The following is a 15,880-nucleotide window of genomic DNA, read 5'->3' on the forward strand; positions in this document are numbered from 1 at the left end:
GTGCGAGGTGTTGATGGTGATACCGCGAGCCTTTTCTTCCGGCGCGTTGTCGATTTGATCGAAGCCACGGGCGGATCCGCCGTAAGCTTCAGCACAAACGCGGGTCAGCGCTGCAGTCAGAGTGGTTTTGCCATGGTCAACGTGACCGATGGTGCCCACGTTAAGGTGCGGTTTTTTACGTTCAAATTTTTCTTTAGCCACGATAGATAACCTCTTTGTTTAGCTTTGGTTCAAGTTAGCCTTGCTTCTTGATGATTGCTTCGGCGATGTTCATTGGCGCTTCGGAGTACTTCGAAAACTCCATAGAGTAGCTCGCACGCCCCTGGGACATTGAGCGTACATCCGTGGCGTAACCGAACATCTCACCAAGCGGAACCTCAGCGCGGATCACCTTACCGGAAACGGAATCTTCCATACCTTGTACCAGACCGCGACGACGGTTCAGGTCGCCCATTACGTCACCCATGTAATCTTCCGGGGTAACTACTTCTACTTTCATCATCGGCTCGAGCAAAACAGCACCGCCTTTATTGGCCAATTGCTTGGTAGCCATAGAAGCGGCAATCTTGAATGCCATTTCATTCGAGTCAACGTCGTGGAAGGAACCGTCGAACAGGGTTGCCTTCAAGTTAAGCAGGGGATAACCAGCGAGAACGCCGTTTTTCATCTGCTCGTCGATGCCTTTTTGCACCGCGGGAATATATTCCCGCGGCACAGAGCCACCAACTGTTTCATTGACGAAGACCAGACCGTCAGTTGCCTCATCGGAAGGCTCGAAGCGGATCCATACGTGACCGTACTGACCGCGACCTCCAGACTGACGAACGAACTTGCCTTCGATTTCACACTTGTTGCGGATCGCCTCACGGTAAGCCACCTGCGGCTTGCCGATATTGGCCTCCACACCGAACTCACGCTTCATGCGGTCGACCAGAATATCCAGGTGCAATTCGCCCATACCGGAGATAATGGTTTGCCCGGATTCTTCATCAGTACGCACACGGAAAGACGGGTCTTCCTGGGCAAGCTTACCCAGTGCGATGCCCATCTTTTCCTGGTCAGCTTTGGTTCTCGGCTCCACCGCAACGGAAATAACCGGCTCGGGAAACTCCATGCGCTCTAGAATAATTGGCTTCTCATGAGAGCACAGCGTGTCCCCGGTGGTGACGTCTTTCATGCCGATCAACGCAGCAATGTCACCAGCCAGCACTTCCTTGATCTCTTCGCGGGTGTTTGCATGCATCTGCACCATACGGCCAACACGCTCTTTCTTGCCTTTGACCGAGTTCAGCACCGAGTCACCGGAAGACAGCACGCCGGAATAAACCCGGACGAACGTCAGCGTGCCCACGAAGGGGTCTGTGGCGATCTTGAACGCCAACGCAGAGAAAGGCTCGGCATCATCTGCATGACGCTCGTCGACCCTCTCTTCGTCATCGGGATGCACACCCTTGATCGCAACAACCTGATCAGGCGCCGGAAGATAATCAATGACAGCGTCCAGAACCAAAGGCACGCCCTTGTTCTTGAACGAACTACCACAGACAGCCGGAACGATTTCGGAGGCCAAAGTGCGCTGACGCAAACCAGCCTTGATTTCATCGTTGGTCAGCTCGCCGCCTTCCAGATACTTGTTCATCAGCTCTTCATTGGCTTCCGCTGCAGCTTCTATCATCTGCTCACGGTACTTCTTCGCCATCTCGAGCATGTCCGCCGGAATCTCTTCCTCGCGGAAAGCCATACCACTGTCATCCTCGTTCCAGTAGATGGCTTTCATGCGCAGGAGATCAACCTGGCCGACGAAATTCTCTTCCGAGCCAATAGCCAGCTGGATCGGCACCGGGGTATGCCCCAGGCGCTGCTTGATCTGCTCGACTACACGCAGGAAATTAGCACCTTGGCGGTCCATCTTGTTGACATAGACCAGCCGCGGCACACCGTACTTGTTCGCCTGACGCCATACGGTTTCAGACTGCGGCTCAACACCCGAGGTACCACAGAACACCACGACCGCACCATCGAGGACGCGCAGCGAGCGCTCTACCTCGATAGTGAAGTCGACGTGACCGGGGGTATCGATAATATTGACCCGATGGCGCGGATACTGCTTCTCAGAACCTTCCCAGAAGGCCGTCGTAGCAGCGGAGGTAATGGTAATCCCCCGCTCCTGCTCCTGCGCCATCCAGTCCATGGTGGCTGCACCATCGTGCACCTCACCCATCTTGTGGTTGACGCCGGTGTAAAACAGAATCCGTTCCGTAGTCGTGGTTTTGCCCGCATCTACATGCGCGCAAATACCAATGTTCCGGTACAGATTAATAGGCGTTACACGGGCCACAATATTCTCCTGAGTCGCTTAGATTAGAAGCGATAGTGAGAGAAGGCTTTGTTGGCTTCAGCCATACGATGCACATCTTCACGCTTCTTAACCGCGGCGCCTTTACCTTCAGACGCATCGACCAGCTCACCAGCCAGACGCAAAGCCATGGACTTCTCGCCACGCTTACGGGCAGCATCAACCAACCAACGCATCGCCAAAGCGTTACGACGGGAGGGACGCACTTCAACCGGCACCTGATAGGTGGCACCGCCGACACGACGGGATTTAACTTCAACCAGCGGAGCAATGGCATCAAGCGCTCTTTCGAACAGCTCAACGGGATCTTCGGTCTTGGTACGTTCCTTGACCTTGTCCAGAGCACCGTAAACGATGCTTTCAGCGACAGCTTTCTTGCCGCTTTCCATTACGTGGTTCATAAATTTGGCGAGAATCTGGCTGCCGTACTTTGGTTCTGGCAGGATCTCACGTTTTGCTGCTACGCGACGTCTTGGCATGATAAGCCCTCAAACGGTCTTCAGGTTAGCCCAGGACCATAACCATCTGGTTACGCCTGACCTTACTCTTATCGACTCAGGAAAAATGAATTCAACTTTACTTCGGACGCTTGGCGCCGTACTTGGAACGACCCTGACGACGGTCTTTGACACCTGAGGTATCCAGAGAACCGCGAACAGTGTGGTAACGCACACCTGGCAAATCCTTCACACGGCCGCCGCGAATCAGTACGACGCTGTGCTCTTGCAGGTTGTGACCTTCACCACCGATATAGGATGAAACTTCGTAGCCGTTGGTCAAACGGACACGGCAGACTTTACGCAGAGCCGAGTTCGGCTTCTTCGGCGTAGTTGTGTATACACGTGTACACACACCACGACGCTGCGGGCAGTTCTGCAGCGCTGGCACGTCGCTTTTTTCAGCAACGCGCTTACGCGGCTTGCGAACCAGCTGGTTAATTGTCGCCATCTAGCAAAACTCCACTGATGTCTATCAGACATATTAAATAAAAAATGGCAGGACAAGGCGCCCCGCCAATTTTAGGGGTACGGAATTCTATAGAGACCGGCCCCGCTCGTCAAGGTCAGCGGCGCCCGAGGGCGCCGACAGCCTAATCAGTCATTACCCGAATTCAATGCATCGGACAGTGCCTGTTCGATTTCTACCGCACTTACCTTGACTGGTTTGTCTGCCATGCGCTGACGCTTGCGCTCTGCATGGTAAGCCAGACCAGTACCGGCCGGGATCAGACGACCCACAACCACGTTCTCTTTCAAGCCGCGCAGGTGATCGCTCTTACCAGTAACGGCAGCCTCGGTCAGTACCCGTGTGGTTTCCTGGAAGGAAGCCGCGGAGATGAACGATTCGGTCGACAGCGATGCCTTGGTGATACCCAGCAGAACGTGCTCGTACTTGGCCAGGAACTTGTCCTGCTTGGCCAACGACTCGTTCTCTTCCAGAGCGTGGGTCAGTTCGACCTGATCGCCCTTGATGAAGCTGGAATCACCGGTATCAGTGATCTCGACCTTACGCAGCATCTGGCGAATGGTCACCTCGATGTGCTTATCGTTAATCTTCACACCCTGCAGGCGGTACACGTCCTGAATTTCGTTGACGATGTACTTGGCCAGCGCGCTGACACCCAGCAAACGCAGGATATCGTGCGGGTTGCTCGGACCATCGGAAATAACTTCACCCTTGGTAACCTGCTCACCTTCGAACACGTTCAGGTGACGCCATTTCGGAATCAGCTCTTCGTACTGCTCGCTGCCGTCAGTCGGAGTAATGACCAGACGACGCTTGCCCTTGGTTTCCTTGCCGAAGGAGATCGTGCCGCTGATTTCCGCCAGAATCGAAGGCTCCTTCGGACGACGCGCTTCGAACAAGTCGGCAACACGCGGCAGACCACCGGTGATGTCACGGGTCTTGGACGTTTCCTGGGGAATACGGGCAACAACGTCACCCACGTTCACCTTGGCACCATCAGACAGGTTGACCAGCGCGTTGGCCGGCAAGAAGTACTGTGCAGGCACATCAGTACCCGGCAACAGCAATTCCTTACCCTTCTCGTCCACCAGCTTCACGGCCGGACGGATGTCCTTGCCGGCGGCCGGGCGATCCTTGGCATCCATGACTTCCAGGTTGGTCAGACCAGTCAACTCATCAGCGGTACGCTTGATGGTGATGTTCTCTTCCATACCAAAGAAAGCCACGGTACCGGAGATCTCGGTGACGATGGGGTGAGTGTGCGGATCCCACTTGGCAACGACCTGGCCGGCGGTAACTTTCTCGCCTTCCTTGATCGAAATAACCGCGCCGTAGGGCAGCTTGTAACGCTCACGCTCACGACCGAACTCATCGGCCAGAGCCAATTCACCGGAACGCGATACCGCCACCAAGCAACCATCGGCGCGCTCAACGTGCTTGAGGTTGTGCAGACGGATGACACCGGCCGCTTTAACCTGGACGCTGTCAGCCGCGGAAGTCCGGCTGGCCGCACCACCGATGTGGAACGTACGCATGGTCAGCTGGGTACCCGGCTCACCAATCGACTGGGCAGCGATAACACCCACTGCCTCACCGATGTTGATCAGGTGACCACGAGCCAGGTCGCGACCGTAACAGGTACGGCAAACGCCATAGCGGGTTTCACAGCTGATCGGCGAGCGCACGATCACTTCGTCGACGCTGTTCAGCTCGAGGAATTCAACCCACTTCTCGTCGATCAGCGTGCCACCAGGAACGATGACTTCGTCGCTGCCGGGCTTGATCACGTCGCGGGCAATGGTACGGCCCAGTACGCGCTCACCCAACGGCTCCACGATGTCACCGCCTTCAATGTGCGGCGCCATGACCAGACCGCGATCAGTGCCGCAATCGGTCTCGGTGATCACCAGATCCTGGGCCACGTCAACCAGACGACGGGTCAAGTAACCGGAGTTGGCGGTCTTCAATGCTGTATCCGCCAGACCCTTACGGGCACCGTGAGTAGAGATGAAGTACTGAAGTACGTTCAAGCCCTCACGGAAGTTGGCGGTAATCGGCGTTTCGATGATCGAGCCGTCCGGCTTGGCCATCAGACCCCGCATACCCGCCAGCTGACGAATCTGCGCTGCGGAACCCCGGGCACCGGAGTCAGCCATCATGTACATCGAGTTGAAGGACTCCTGCTCCACTTCCTTGCCGTCACGATCCAGCACGCGGGTGGATTTCAGGTTGTCCATCATCGCCTTGGAGATCTCGTCGTTGGCCTTGGACCACAAGTCGATCACCTTGTTGTACTTCTCGCCCTGGGTCACCAGACCCGAGGCGTACTGATCTTCAATCTCTTTCACTTCTTCGGTGGCCGCATCAATGATGTGCGCCTTCTCATCGGGGATGACGAAGTCATTCACACCAATGGAAGCACCGGAAATGGTCGAGTAGGCGAAACCGGTATACATCAACTGGTCAGCGAAGATAACGGTTTCCTTCAGGCCTACCACGCGGTAGCACTGGTTGATCAACTTGGAAATCGCCTTCTTCTTCAGCGGCTGATCCACCAGCTCATAGGGCAAGCCCTTGGGCAGAATCTGGAACAGCAGCGCACGGCCGACCGTGGTATCAACGATACGGGTCTCGGTAGTCCAGCTGTCGTCCTTGTGCTTGACGGTCTCGGTGATACGCACCTTGACCAGCGCATGGAGCTCGACCTGACCACTGCGGTAAGCCATCTCGACTTCATTGACGCCGCTGAAACGCATGCCTTCGCCTTTGGCGTTGATGCGTGTGCGAGTCATGTAATACAGACCCAATACCACGTCCTGCGACGGCACGATGATCGGCTCGCCGGAGGCCGGAGACAGGATGTTGTTGGTCGACATCATCAGCGCACGCGCTTCCAACTGAGCCTCAAGGGTCAGCGGAACGTGTACAGCCATCTGGTCACCGTCAAAGTCGGCGTTGTAGGCAGCACAGACCAACGGGTGCAGCTGAATCGCCTTACCTTCAATCAGAACCGGTTCGAACGCCTGGATACCCAGACGGTGAAGTGTCGGCGCACGGTTCAGCAGTACGGGGTGCTCGCGGATCACGTCAGCGAGGATATCCCATACTTCTGGCAGTTCGCGCTCGACCATCTTCTTCGCAGCTTTGATGGTAGTCGCCAGACCACGATGCTCCAGCTTGCCGAAAATGAATGGCTTGAACAGCTCAAGCGCCATTTTCTTCGGCAGACCACACTGGTGCAGACGCAGAGTCGGGCCTACCACGATCACTGAACGACCGGAGTAGTCAACGCGCTTACCCAGCAGGTTCTGACGGAAGCGACCCTGCTTACCCTTGATCATGTCAGCCAGGGACTTCAGCGGACGCTTGTTGGTACCAGTGATGGCACGACCGCGACGGCCGTTATCCAGCAGCGCATCTACCGATTCCTGCAGCATGCGCTTTTCGTTGCGCACGATGATATCCGGCGCAGACAGATCCAGCAGACGCTTCAAACGGTTGTTACGGTTGATCACCCGGCGATACAGATCGTTCAGATCCGAGGTCGCGAAGCGGCCACCGTCCAGCGGAACCAGCGGACGCAGATCCGGTGGCAGTACTGGCAACACGGTCAGCACCATCCACTCGGGCTTGTTCCCGGAACCGTGGAAGGCTTCCATCAACTTCAGACGCTTGGACAGCTTCTTGATCTTGGTTTCCGAGGTGGTCTGCGGAATCTCTTCACGCAGCACAGCAATCTCATGGACCAGATCCATCGCAGACAGCAATTCGAAGATCGCCTCGGCGCCCATGCGGGCATCGAAGTCATCGCCAAATTCTTCCAGCGCTTCAAAGTACTGCTCGTCGTTCAGCAGCTGACCTTTTTCAAGCGTGGTCATACCTGGCTCGATAACCAGGTAGGATTCGAAATACAGCACGCGCTCGATGTCACGCAGAGTCATGTCCAGCAGCAAACCGATCCGGGAAGGGAGCGACTTGAGGAACCAGATGTGCGCGACAGGCGAGGCCAGTTCAATGTGACCCATGCGCTCGCGACGGACCTTGGCCAAAGCCACTTCCACGCCGCACTTTTCACAGATGACACCACGGTGCTTGAGGCGCTTGTACTTACCGCACAGGCACTCGTAGTCCTTGACCGGGCCAAAGATCTTGGCGCAGAAAAGGCCGTCACGCTCAGGCTTGAACGTACGGTAGTTAATGGTTTCCGGCTTTTTTACTTCGCCGTAGGACCAGGACCGGATCATCTCCGGTGATGCCAAGCCGATTCGAAGGGAATCGAACTCTTCAATCTGTCCCTGGGACTTGAGCAGGTTCAATAAGTCTTTCAAGGCCTAAACTCCTCGCAGTGTCTGAAGGGCGGACTTCTCCGCCCTTCAGACAGGGCAGTTGGTGGTTATTCGGATTCCAGTTCGATATCGATACCGAGCGAGCGGATTTCCTTGATCAACACGTTAAAGGACTCGGGCATGCCGGCCTCCATGCGGTGATCGCCGTCCACGATGTTCTTGTACATCTTGGTACGGCCGTTCACGTCGTCCGACTTCACGGTCAACATTTCCTGCAAGGTGTAAGCGGCGCCGTATGCTTCCAGGGCCCACACTTCCATCTCACCGAATCGCTGACCACCAAACTGAGCCTTACCACCCAACGGCTGCTGTGTTACCAGACTGTAAGAGCCGGTAGAACGTGCGTGCATCTTGTCGTCCACCAAGTGGTTCAACTTGAGCATGTACATATAACCAACCGTCACAGGACGATCAAAGGTGTTACCAGTCCGACCGTCGATCAGCTTCATCTGACCGGTATCCGGCAGGTCTGCCAGGCGCAGCATGTGCTTGATCTCGTGTTCCTTGGCACCATCGAATACCGCTGTCGCCATGGGCACGCCACCGCGCAGGTTCTTCGACAGTTCGATGATCTCCTGATCGCTCAGCTCGTCCAGATTTTCCTGGCGGCCACCGACCTTGTTGTAGATCTCGTCAAGGAACTCGCGCAGCTCGGACACCTTGCGCTGGTCTTCGACCATGCGGTTGATCTTCTCGCCCAACCCTTTGGCCGCAAGGCCCAGGTGAGTTTCGAGAATCTGACCAACGTTCATACGCGAAGGTACGCCCAGCGGGTTGAGCACGATATCCACCGGGGTACCGAACTCATCATGCGGCATGTCTTCCACCGGCATAATGACCGAGATAACACCCTTGTTACCGTGACGACCAGCCATCTTGTCACCCGGCTGAATGCGACGCTTGATAGCCAGGTAAACCTTGACGATCTTGAGTACGCCCGGCGCCAGGTCATCGCCCTGCTGCAGCTTGCGCTTCTTGTCTTCGAACTTGTCGTCGAGCAGCTTGCGACGGTCAGACAGATAGGCCTGGGCCATTTCCAGCTGTTCGTTGAGACTGTCTTCGCTCATGCGCAGCTTGAACCACTGGCCATGCTCGATTTCGTCGAGCATCTCGTCGGTCAGCTTGGCACCCTTCTTCAGGCCCGCACCGCCTTCAACGCTCTGACCCAGCAACGCTGAACGCAGACGCTCAAAGGTTGCCACTTCAACAATACGGAACTCTTCCTGCAGATCCTTGCGGATCTCGTCCAGCTGCTCTTTCTCGATAGCCAGTGCGCGTGAATCGCGCTCTACGCCGTCACGGATGAACACCTGTACGTCGATGACCGTACCCTTGGTGCCAGTCGGCACACGCAGGGAGGTATCTTTTACATCCGAGGCCTTCTCACCGAAGATCGCACGCAACAGCTTCTCTTCTGGCGTCAGCTGGGTTTCGCCCTTGGGCGTGACCTTGCCGACCAGAATGTCGCCTGGGCCCACTTCGGCGCCGACGTAGACCACACCAGCCTCATCCAACTTGCCCAGTGCCGATTCACCGACGTTGGGGATGTCGGAAGTAATTTCCTCCGGCCCCAGCTTGGTATCACGCGACACGCAGGTCAGTTCCTGAATGTGGATGGTGGTAAAGCGATCTTCCTGAACCACGCGCTCGGAGACCAGAATCGAGTCTTCGAAGTTGTAACCGTTCCAGGGCATGAACGCGACGCGCATGTTCTGACCCAGGGCCAGCTCACCCATATCAACGGACGAGCCGTCGGCAAGGATGTCATTGCGGACGATCACATCACCTTTCTTCACCAGCGGACGCTGGTTGATGCAGGTGTTCTGGTTGGAACGGGTGTATTTGGTCATGACATAGATGTCGACACCGGCTTCGCCAGCTTCGATCTCGTCATCCGCCACACGCACCACGATACGGCTGGCGTCGACCGAGTCGATCACACCACCGCGACGTGCGGTTACGCAGACACCGGAGTCACGCGCTACGTTACGCTCCATGCCAGTACCTACCAGCGGCTTTTCAGCACGCAGGGTGGGAACGGCCTGACGCTGCATGTTCGAGCCCATCAAGGCGCGGTTGGCATCGTCGTGCTCAAGGAACGGAATCAGCGACGCAGCAACCGATACTACCTGGCGCGGCGACACGTCCATCAGCGTCACTTCATGCGGCGCCTTGACGGTAAATTCGTTCTGGTGACGTACGGCAACCAGATCATCGGTCAGCTTGCCGTCTTCGACCTTGGCGCTAGCCTGGGCGATAACGTGATCGGATTCTTCGATCGCGGACAGGAAGATGATCTCGTCGGTCACCTGGGCGTCACGTACACGGCGGTACGGGCTTTCCAGGAAGCCGTACTTGTTGGTACGAGCATAAGTTGCCAACGAGTTGATCAGACCGATGTTCGGACCTTCAGGCGTTTCGATCGGACATACGCGACCGTAATGCGTGGGGTGTACGTCACGGACTTCAAAGCCGGCACGTTCGCGGGTCAGACCACCTGGCCCAAGAGCCGATACACGGCGCTTGTGGGTAATCTCGGATAGCGGGTTGTTCTGGTCCATGAACTGCGACAGCTGGCTGGAACCGAAGAACTCTTTCACTGCTGCCGCTACCGGCTTGGCATTGATCAGATCCTGCGGCATCAGGCCTTCGCTTTCGGCCATGGACAGACGTTCCTTGACCGCACGCTCAACGCGCACCAGACCAACACGGAACTGGTTCTCGGCCATCTCGCCAACCGAACGCACGCGACGGTTACCCAGGTGGTCGATGTCATCGACAACGCCCTTGCCGTTACGAATGTTGACCAGGGTCTTGAGCACTTCAATGATGTCTTCCTTGCTCAGGACACCAGCGCCTTCGATCTCGTCACGGCCAATACGGCGGTTGAACTTCATCCGGCCCACCGCAGATAGATCGTAGCGATCGCTGCTGAAGAACAGGTTGCCGAACAGGGTCTCTGCTGCATCTTTGGTTGGCGGCTCGCCGGGACGCATCATGCGGTAGATTTCTACCAGTGCATCCAGCTGCGACGCAGTACCGTCAATACGCAGGGTATCGGAGATAAACGGACCACAGTCGATGTCGTTGGTGTACAACGTCTCGACGCGGGCAACCTGGGCTTTCTCCAGCTTGGCGATCAGATCGGCGGTGATTTCAACGTTGCTTTCAACGATGATCTCGCCAGTCGCCGGGTGCACGATCGGCTTGGCGATAGTACGGCCGAGCACGTATTCGTACGGCACTTCCAGGCTGGTGATCTTGGCTTTTTCGAGCTGGGTGATATGCCGAGCAGTAATACGGCGACCCTTCTCGACAATCACCTTGCCCTTGTCATCCTTGATGTCAAAGGTAGCGATTTCACCGCGCAGACGATGAGGCACCAACTCGAGCATCAGGTTTTCACCGGTCACTTCGAACACGTTGGTGTCATAGAAGATATCGAGCATTTCGTCAGTCTGATAACCCAACGCGCGCAGCAGCACGGTCGCGGGCAGCTTGCGACGACGGTCAATACGGACGAATACGCAGTCCTTCGGATCAAACTCGAAGTCCAACCAGGAGCCGCGGTAAGGAATCACGCGGGCCGAGTACAACAGCTTGCCGGAACTGTGGGTCTTGCCACGGTCATGGTCAAAGAACACGCCCGGGCTGCGATGCAGCTGGGAAACAATTACACGCTCGGTACCATTGATTACGAAGGTACCGTTTTCAGTCATCAGGGGGATTTCACCCATGTAGACTTCCTGCTCCTTGATATCCTTGATCGCCTTGTTGGACGACTCGCGATCAAAGATGATCAGGCGCACTTTTACCCGCAAAGGAACCGCATAAGTCACACCGCGCGATACGCATTCCTTGACGTCGAATGCCGGATCACCGAGACGGTAACCCACGTATTCGAGAGCCGCATTACCTGAATAACTGATAATGGGGAACACAGATTTGAAGGCCGCGTGCAGACCGATATCACGAACCTGCTCCTTCGGCATGTCCGATTGCAGGAATTCCCGGTAGGAATCCAGCTGAATCGCCAGCAGATAGGGCACATCCATCACATGCGGCAGTTTGCCAAAGTCCTTGCGGATACGTTTTTTCTCAGTATATGAGTAAGCCATCAGCGTTCCCCAGCTTGGTCACCTGCTTGATTGGCCCTCCCCTGCGGGGAAAGCCAGAAAATGCTTGCAAGCCCTAAGTCTTGCTCACCCCTCGGGGTGCCTTCCCGTCAGTTGCTTCACAGAAGCGAACTAGAACGGAAAAAGGCCGGTGGCACTTTGGCCACCAGCCATCAATCTGACCGATTAAATCAGACTGTCGACGCAAGGTCGCACAAGATTACTTGAGCTCAACCTTGGCGCCGGCTTCTTCCAATGCTTTCTTGGCAGCTTCGGCTTCGTCTTTAGACACGCCTTCTTTGATGGTGCCAGGAGCGCCATCAACCAGTGCCTTGGCTTCTTTCAGGCCCAGACCGGTCAGCTCACGAACAGCCTTGATCACGTTGACTTTCTTCTCACCGGTTTCGGTCAGAACAACGTTGAACTCGGTCTGCTCTTCAGCAACAGCGGCAACAGCAGCAGCCGGACCGGCAGCAGCAGCAGCGGAAACGCCGAACTTTTCTTCCATAGCCTGGATCAGTTCGACAACCTGCATTACGGACATTTCTGATACGGCGTTGATGATATCTTCGTTGGACAGAGCCATGACTCAATATTCCTGTATTGGTGACGGCACCCAGGCCGTCAAAAAATGGTGTGCGATTAAAGTAAGCAGTCGGCCAGCACTTAAGCGGCTTCGGCTTCCTTCTGATCGCGGACGGCGGCCAAGGTACGTACGAATTTGCTGGTAGCGCCTTGAATCACGCTCATCAGCTGGCTGATAGCCTCGTCGTATGTTGGCAGCGTAGCCAAAATGTCGATCTGAGAAGCTTCAAGGAAGTTGCCTTCAAAGGCTGCGGCCTTGATCTCGAATGCGCTCTGACTCTTGGCGAACTCTTTGAACAAACGGGCAGCTGCACCGGGATGTTCGTTAGAGAATGCAATAAGAGTCGGACCTACAAAGACGTCGTTCAAGCACGCATAATCCGTACCTTCAACAGCGCGACGCATCAGCGTGTTACGTACAACTCGTACGTACACACCAGCTTCACGCGCATCTTTACGCAGACCAGTCATAGCAGCAACGCTCACGCCGCGGGCATCAGCCACAACAGCGGAGAGCGCACCTTTGGCAGCTTCGTTGACTTCAGCGACGATGGCTTTCTTGTCTTCGAGCTTAATTGCCACGGGTTTTACTCCTGGATTTACCATTGATCGCCCGAGGGCGACATGTTTTGGTGTCTGATCCAGCCTGCACTGAATCGGGAGCACCATCTGCGTAGGCTTCATGTTTAAGGCTTGCGCCACCTACGGTCTTGGACAGCCCCCGCTACGCAGGGACCCCAATAAGTGGCGCACCGAAAAACGGTGCGCCGGAAAATCAGATATTCAGGGAAGCGTGGTCGATCTGCACGCCCGGACCCATGGTGGTGCTCAGGGTCACGCGCTGCAGATAAACACCCTTGGACGTGGAAGGCTTGGCCTTCTTCAGGTCAGCGATCAGGGCTTCAACGTTTTCCTTCAGTTTCACTGCATCAAAGCCGACTTTGCCGACGGAGCAGTGAATGATGCCGTTCTTGTCAGTACGGTAGCGAACCTGACCGGCCTTGGCGTTCTTGACCGCAGTACCAACGTCTGCAGACACGGTGCCGACCTTCGGGTTAGGCATCAGACCACGTGGGCCCAGCAGCTGACCCAACTGACCAACAACACGCATCGCATCCGGAGAAGCGATAACCACGTCGTAGTTCAGGTCACCGGCTTTCATTTCGGCAGCCAGATCATCCATACCTACTTTGTCAGCGCCGGCGGCCAAAGCGGCTTCGGCATTGGCACCCTGGGTAAATACGGCAACGCGAACGGTCTTGCCAGTGCCGTGCGGCAGCAAGGTGGCGCCACGAACAACCTGGTCGGATTTACGCGGATCAACGCCCAGGTTCACGGACACGTCGACAGACTCGACGAACTTGACGCTGGATACTTCGGCCAACAGAGTGGCGGCGTCTTCAAAGGCGTACGCCTTGTTCGCCTGCACTTTCTCGTTGATAGCCTTTTGACGCTTGCTCAGCTTAGCCATTACACACCCTCCACATTAAGGCCCATGCTACGTGCGGAACCAGCGATGGTCCGTACAGCAGCGTCCATGTCAGCAGCAGTCAGATCAGCCTGTTTAGTCGTGGCGATCTCTTCCAGCTGAGCACGGGTTACGGTGCCGACTTTCTGCGTGTTAGGGCGAGCGGAGCCGCCTTTCAGGCCCGCTGCTTTGAGCAGCAGTACGGCAGCAGGTGTGCTTTTGGTTTCAAAGGTAAAGCTGCGGTCGCTGTAAACGGTGATAATTACAGGAGTCGGCAGACCAGGCTCAGAGCCTTGGGTCTTGGCGTTGAACGCCTTGCAGAACTCCATGATGTTTACGCCGTGCTGACCCAGAGCCGGACCTACCGGCGGACTGGGGTTGGCCTGACCGGCCTTTACCTGCAGCTTGATATAAGCTTGAATCTTCTTAGCCATGCTATTTCTCCATTGGGTAGTAGCGCCTTGCGGCTCCCCGGTTCATTACAACACCACTGACAACAAAACCCCGCAGCGCAAAAGCACTGCAGGGCTCAGGAGGACGTGGGCAATTAGCCCTTTTCTACCTGGCCGAACTCCAGCTCTACTGGGGTGGGACGACCAAAGATGAGAACAGCTACCTGAACTCGGCTCTTCTCATAATTCACTTCTTCTACAACACCGTTGAAATCGGCAAACGGACCATCAGTTACGCGCACCACTTCACCCGGCTCAAACAACGTCTTGGGCTTGGGCTTATCAGTACCGTCAGCTACACGACGGAGAATGATGTCGGCTTCTTTATCGGTAATCGGCGCAGGCTTGTCGGCGGTGCCACCAATAAATCCGAGCACGCGGGTGGTGTCTTTGACCAGGTGCCAGCTTGCCTCATTCATTTCCATCTGGACTAGAACATAGCCGGGAAAGAACTTACGCTCGCTCTTGCGCTTCTGACCATTGCGCATCTCCACCACTTCTTCGGTGGGCACGAGAATCTCGCCGAACAACTCTTCCATTCCGGCGAGCTTGATGCGCTCCTGAAGAGAGCGCATGACATGCTTTTCATAGCCAGAAAAGGCATGCACTACGTACCAACGCTTAGACACGGATCACCCTTAACTAATGAACTGAGAAATGATCCAACCCAGCAAGGTATCCAGCCCCCATAGAACCAGAGCCATCACCAACACAACCGCTACTACGATAAGGGTTGTCTGAGTCGTTTCCGAACGGGTTGGCCAAACCACTTTGCGTATTTCGATACGCGCTTCTTTCAAGAGCGCCCAAAAAGCCTTGCCTTTGGTGGTCTGCAGAGCAACAAAGCCCGCAGCCAAACCTAGCACAACCAGTGCTAGCGCCCGATACAAAACAGGTTCGGCGGCAAAATAATGATTACCATAAACGCCGGCTATAACTATAACGGCCACTACAATCCACTTGGGGATATCTAAGCGGTCATCGTGAAGTTCTGCCTTGGTGCTCATGAATCATCAAATCCTGTTTTGGTAGCCAGAAAAAATCTGGCAGGCCAGGAGGGAATCGAACCCCCAACCTGCGGTTTTGGAGACCGCCGCTCTGCCAATTGAGCTACTGGCCTGTAATCGCAGTCGAGCCGGCAATAGTACCGGCTCGACAGTTCAAGATCAATTGCTAATTAAGCAATAATCTTGGCAACCACGCCGGCACCAACGGTACGGCCGCCTTCGCGAATCGCGAAGCGCAGACCATCTTCCATGGCGATCGGAGCGATCAGAGTGACGACCAGCTTGACGTTATCGCCAGGCATGACCATCTCAACGCCTTCTGGCAGTTCGCACGAACCAGTCACGTCAGTAGTACGGAAGTAGAACTGTGGGCGATAGCCTTTGAAGAACGGAGTGTGACGGCCGCCTTCATCCTTACCCAGCACGTACACTTCAGCTTCGAACTGAGTGTGCGGCTTGATAGTGCCCGGCTTGGCCAGTACCTGGCCACGCTCTACGTCTTCACGCTTGGTACCGCGCAGCAGTACACCTACGTTCTCACCGGCACGACCTTCGTCCAGCAGCTTGCGGAACATCTCAACGCCA

13 protein-coding genes and 1 tRNA gene are annotated in these 15,880 nt (G+C 55.8%); all 14 read right to left on the reverse strand.

Annotation, left to right across the window (positions count from 1 at the left end; all coding sequences use genetic code 11):
* Nucleotides 1–201: GTP-binding protein (locus DT594_RS18760; protein ID WP_246164688.1), on the reverse strand; the 201-nt coding region annotated here is incomplete at its 3' end.
* A 34-nt stretch (nt 202–235) separates the two neighbouring features.
* Nucleotides 236–2,338 carry an elongation factor G gene (gene fusA / locus DT594_RS18765; protein ID WP_149334700.1) on the reverse strand — a complete coding sequence of 701 codons (2,103 nt, stop codon included), beginning with the start codon at nt 2,336–2,338 and terminating at the stop codon, nt 236–238.
* A gap of 23 nt (nt 2,339–2,361) precedes the next feature.
* The gene (gene rpsG / locus DT594_RS18770; protein ID WP_096346671.1) at nt 2,362–2,835 is read right to left on the reverse strand and encodes a 30S ribosomal protein S7; all 474 of its coding nucleotides are present in this window, start codon (nt 2,833–2,835) and stop codon (nt 2,362–2,364) included.
* A gap of 97 nt (nt 2,836–2,932) precedes the next feature.
* Nucleotides 2,933–3,304 (reverse strand): 30S ribosomal protein S12, encoded by a 372-nt coding sequence (gene rpsL, locus DT594_RS18775; protein WP_022964798.1) that lies wholly within the window; start codon nt 3,302–3,304, stop codon nt 2,933–2,935.
* Nucleotides 3,305–3,450: 146 nt separating this feature from the next.
* On the reverse strand, nt 3,451–7,650 hold the full coding sequence (rpoC, locus tag DT594_RS18780; protein ID WP_149334702.1) for a DNA-directed RNA polymerase subunit beta': 4,200 nt from the start codon (nt 7,648–7,650) through the stop codon (nt 3,451–3,453).
* Nucleotides 7,651–7,715: 65 nt separating this feature from the next.
* Entirely contained in the window at nt 7,716–11,786 is a 4,071-nt protein-coding gene (rpoB, locus tag DT594_RS18785) for a DNA-directed RNA polymerase subunit beta (RefSeq protein WP_149334704.1), read from the reverse strand.
* A gap of 217 nt (nt 11,787–12,003) precedes the next feature.
* Nucleotides 12,004–12,369, reverse strand: a complete 366-nt coding sequence (gene rplL / locus DT594_RS18790; protein WP_149334705.1) for a 50S ribosomal protein L7/L12 — start codon at nt 12,367–12,369, stop codon at nt 12,004–12,006.
* 80 nt (nt 12,370–12,449) lie between these two features.
* Entirely contained in the window at nt 12,450–12,950 is a 501-nt protein-coding gene (rplJ, locus tag DT594_RS18795) for a 50S ribosomal protein L10 (protein ID WP_149334707.1), read from the reverse strand.
* A gap of 193 nt (nt 12,951–13,143) precedes the next feature.
* A complete protein-coding gene (gene rplA, locus DT594_RS18800; RefSeq protein WP_096346676.1) occupies nt 13,144–13,839 on the reverse strand; it encodes a 50S ribosomal protein L1 in 696 nt (231 codons plus the stop codon).
* Nucleotides 13,839–14,270: a 50S ribosomal protein L11 gene (gene rplK / locus DT594_RS18805; protein ID WP_149334709.1), complete on the reverse strand. Its 432-nt coding sequence runs from the start codon at nt 14,268–14,270 to the stop codon at nt 13,839–13,841. The genes rplA and rplK overlap by 1 nt, the downstream gene beginning before the upstream one ends.
* A 113-nt stretch (nt 14,271–14,383) precedes the next feature.
* Nucleotides 14,384–14,917 carry a transcription termination/antitermination protein NusG gene (gene nusG, locus DT594_RS18810; protein ID WP_028615182.1) on the reverse strand — a complete coding sequence of 178 codons (534 nt, stop codon included), beginning with the start codon at nt 14,915–14,917 and terminating at the stop codon, nt 14,384–14,386.
* 9 nt (nt 14,918–14,926) lie between these two features.
* Entirely contained in the window at nt 14,927–15,295 is a 369-nt protein-coding gene (gene secE / locus DT594_RS18815; protein WP_096346678.1) for a preprotein translocase subunit SecE, read from the reverse strand.
* 37 nt (nt 15,296–15,332) lie between these two features.
* Nucleotides 15,333–15,408 (reverse strand) — tRNA-Trp (locus tag DT594_RS18820).
* A gap of 57 nt (nt 15,409–15,465) precedes the next feature.
* On the reverse strand, nt 15,466–15,880 hold a 415-nt coding region (locus DT594_RS18825), incomplete at its 5' end, for an EF-Tu C-terminal domain-related protein (RefSeq protein ID WP_342780313.1).

This window comes from Halopseudomonas laoshanensis, assembly GCF_008365385.1.
Classification (GTDB): domain Bacteria; phylum Pseudomonadota; class Gammaproteobacteria; order Pseudomonadales; family Pseudomonadaceae; genus Halopseudomonas; species Halopseudomonas laoshanensis.

What these genes read in the sequence shown, in the direction of transcription:
- rpsG (WP_096346671.1), bottom strand. Translation starts at nt 2,835, where the DNA reads ATGCCAAGACGTCGCGTAGCAGCAAAACGTGAGATCCTGCCAGAACCA.
- rpsL (WP_022964798.1), bottom strand. Translation starts at nt 3,304, where the DNA reads ATGGCGACAATTAACCAGCTGGTTCGCAAGCCGCGTAAGCGCGTTGCT.
- rpoB (WP_149334704.1), bottom strand. Translation starts at nt 11,786, where the DNA reads ATGGCTTACTCATATACTGAGAAAAAACGTATCCGCAAGGACTTTGGC.
- rplL (WP_149334705.1), bottom strand. Translation starts at nt 12,369, where the DNA reads ATGGCTCTGTCCAACGAAGATATCATCAACGCCGTATCAGAAATGTCC.
- rplA (WP_096346676.1), bottom strand. Translation starts at nt 13,839, where the DNA reads ATGGCTAAGCTGAGCAAGCGTCAAAAGGCTATCAACGAGAAAGTGCAG.
- rplK (WP_149334709.1), bottom strand. Translation starts at nt 14,270, where the DNA reads ATGGCTAAGAAGATTCAAGCTTATATCAAGCTGCAGGTAAAGGCCGGT.
- secE (WP_096346678.1), bottom strand. Translation starts at nt 15,295, where the DNA reads ATGAGCACCAAGGCAGAACTTCACGATGACCGCTTAGATATCCCCAAG.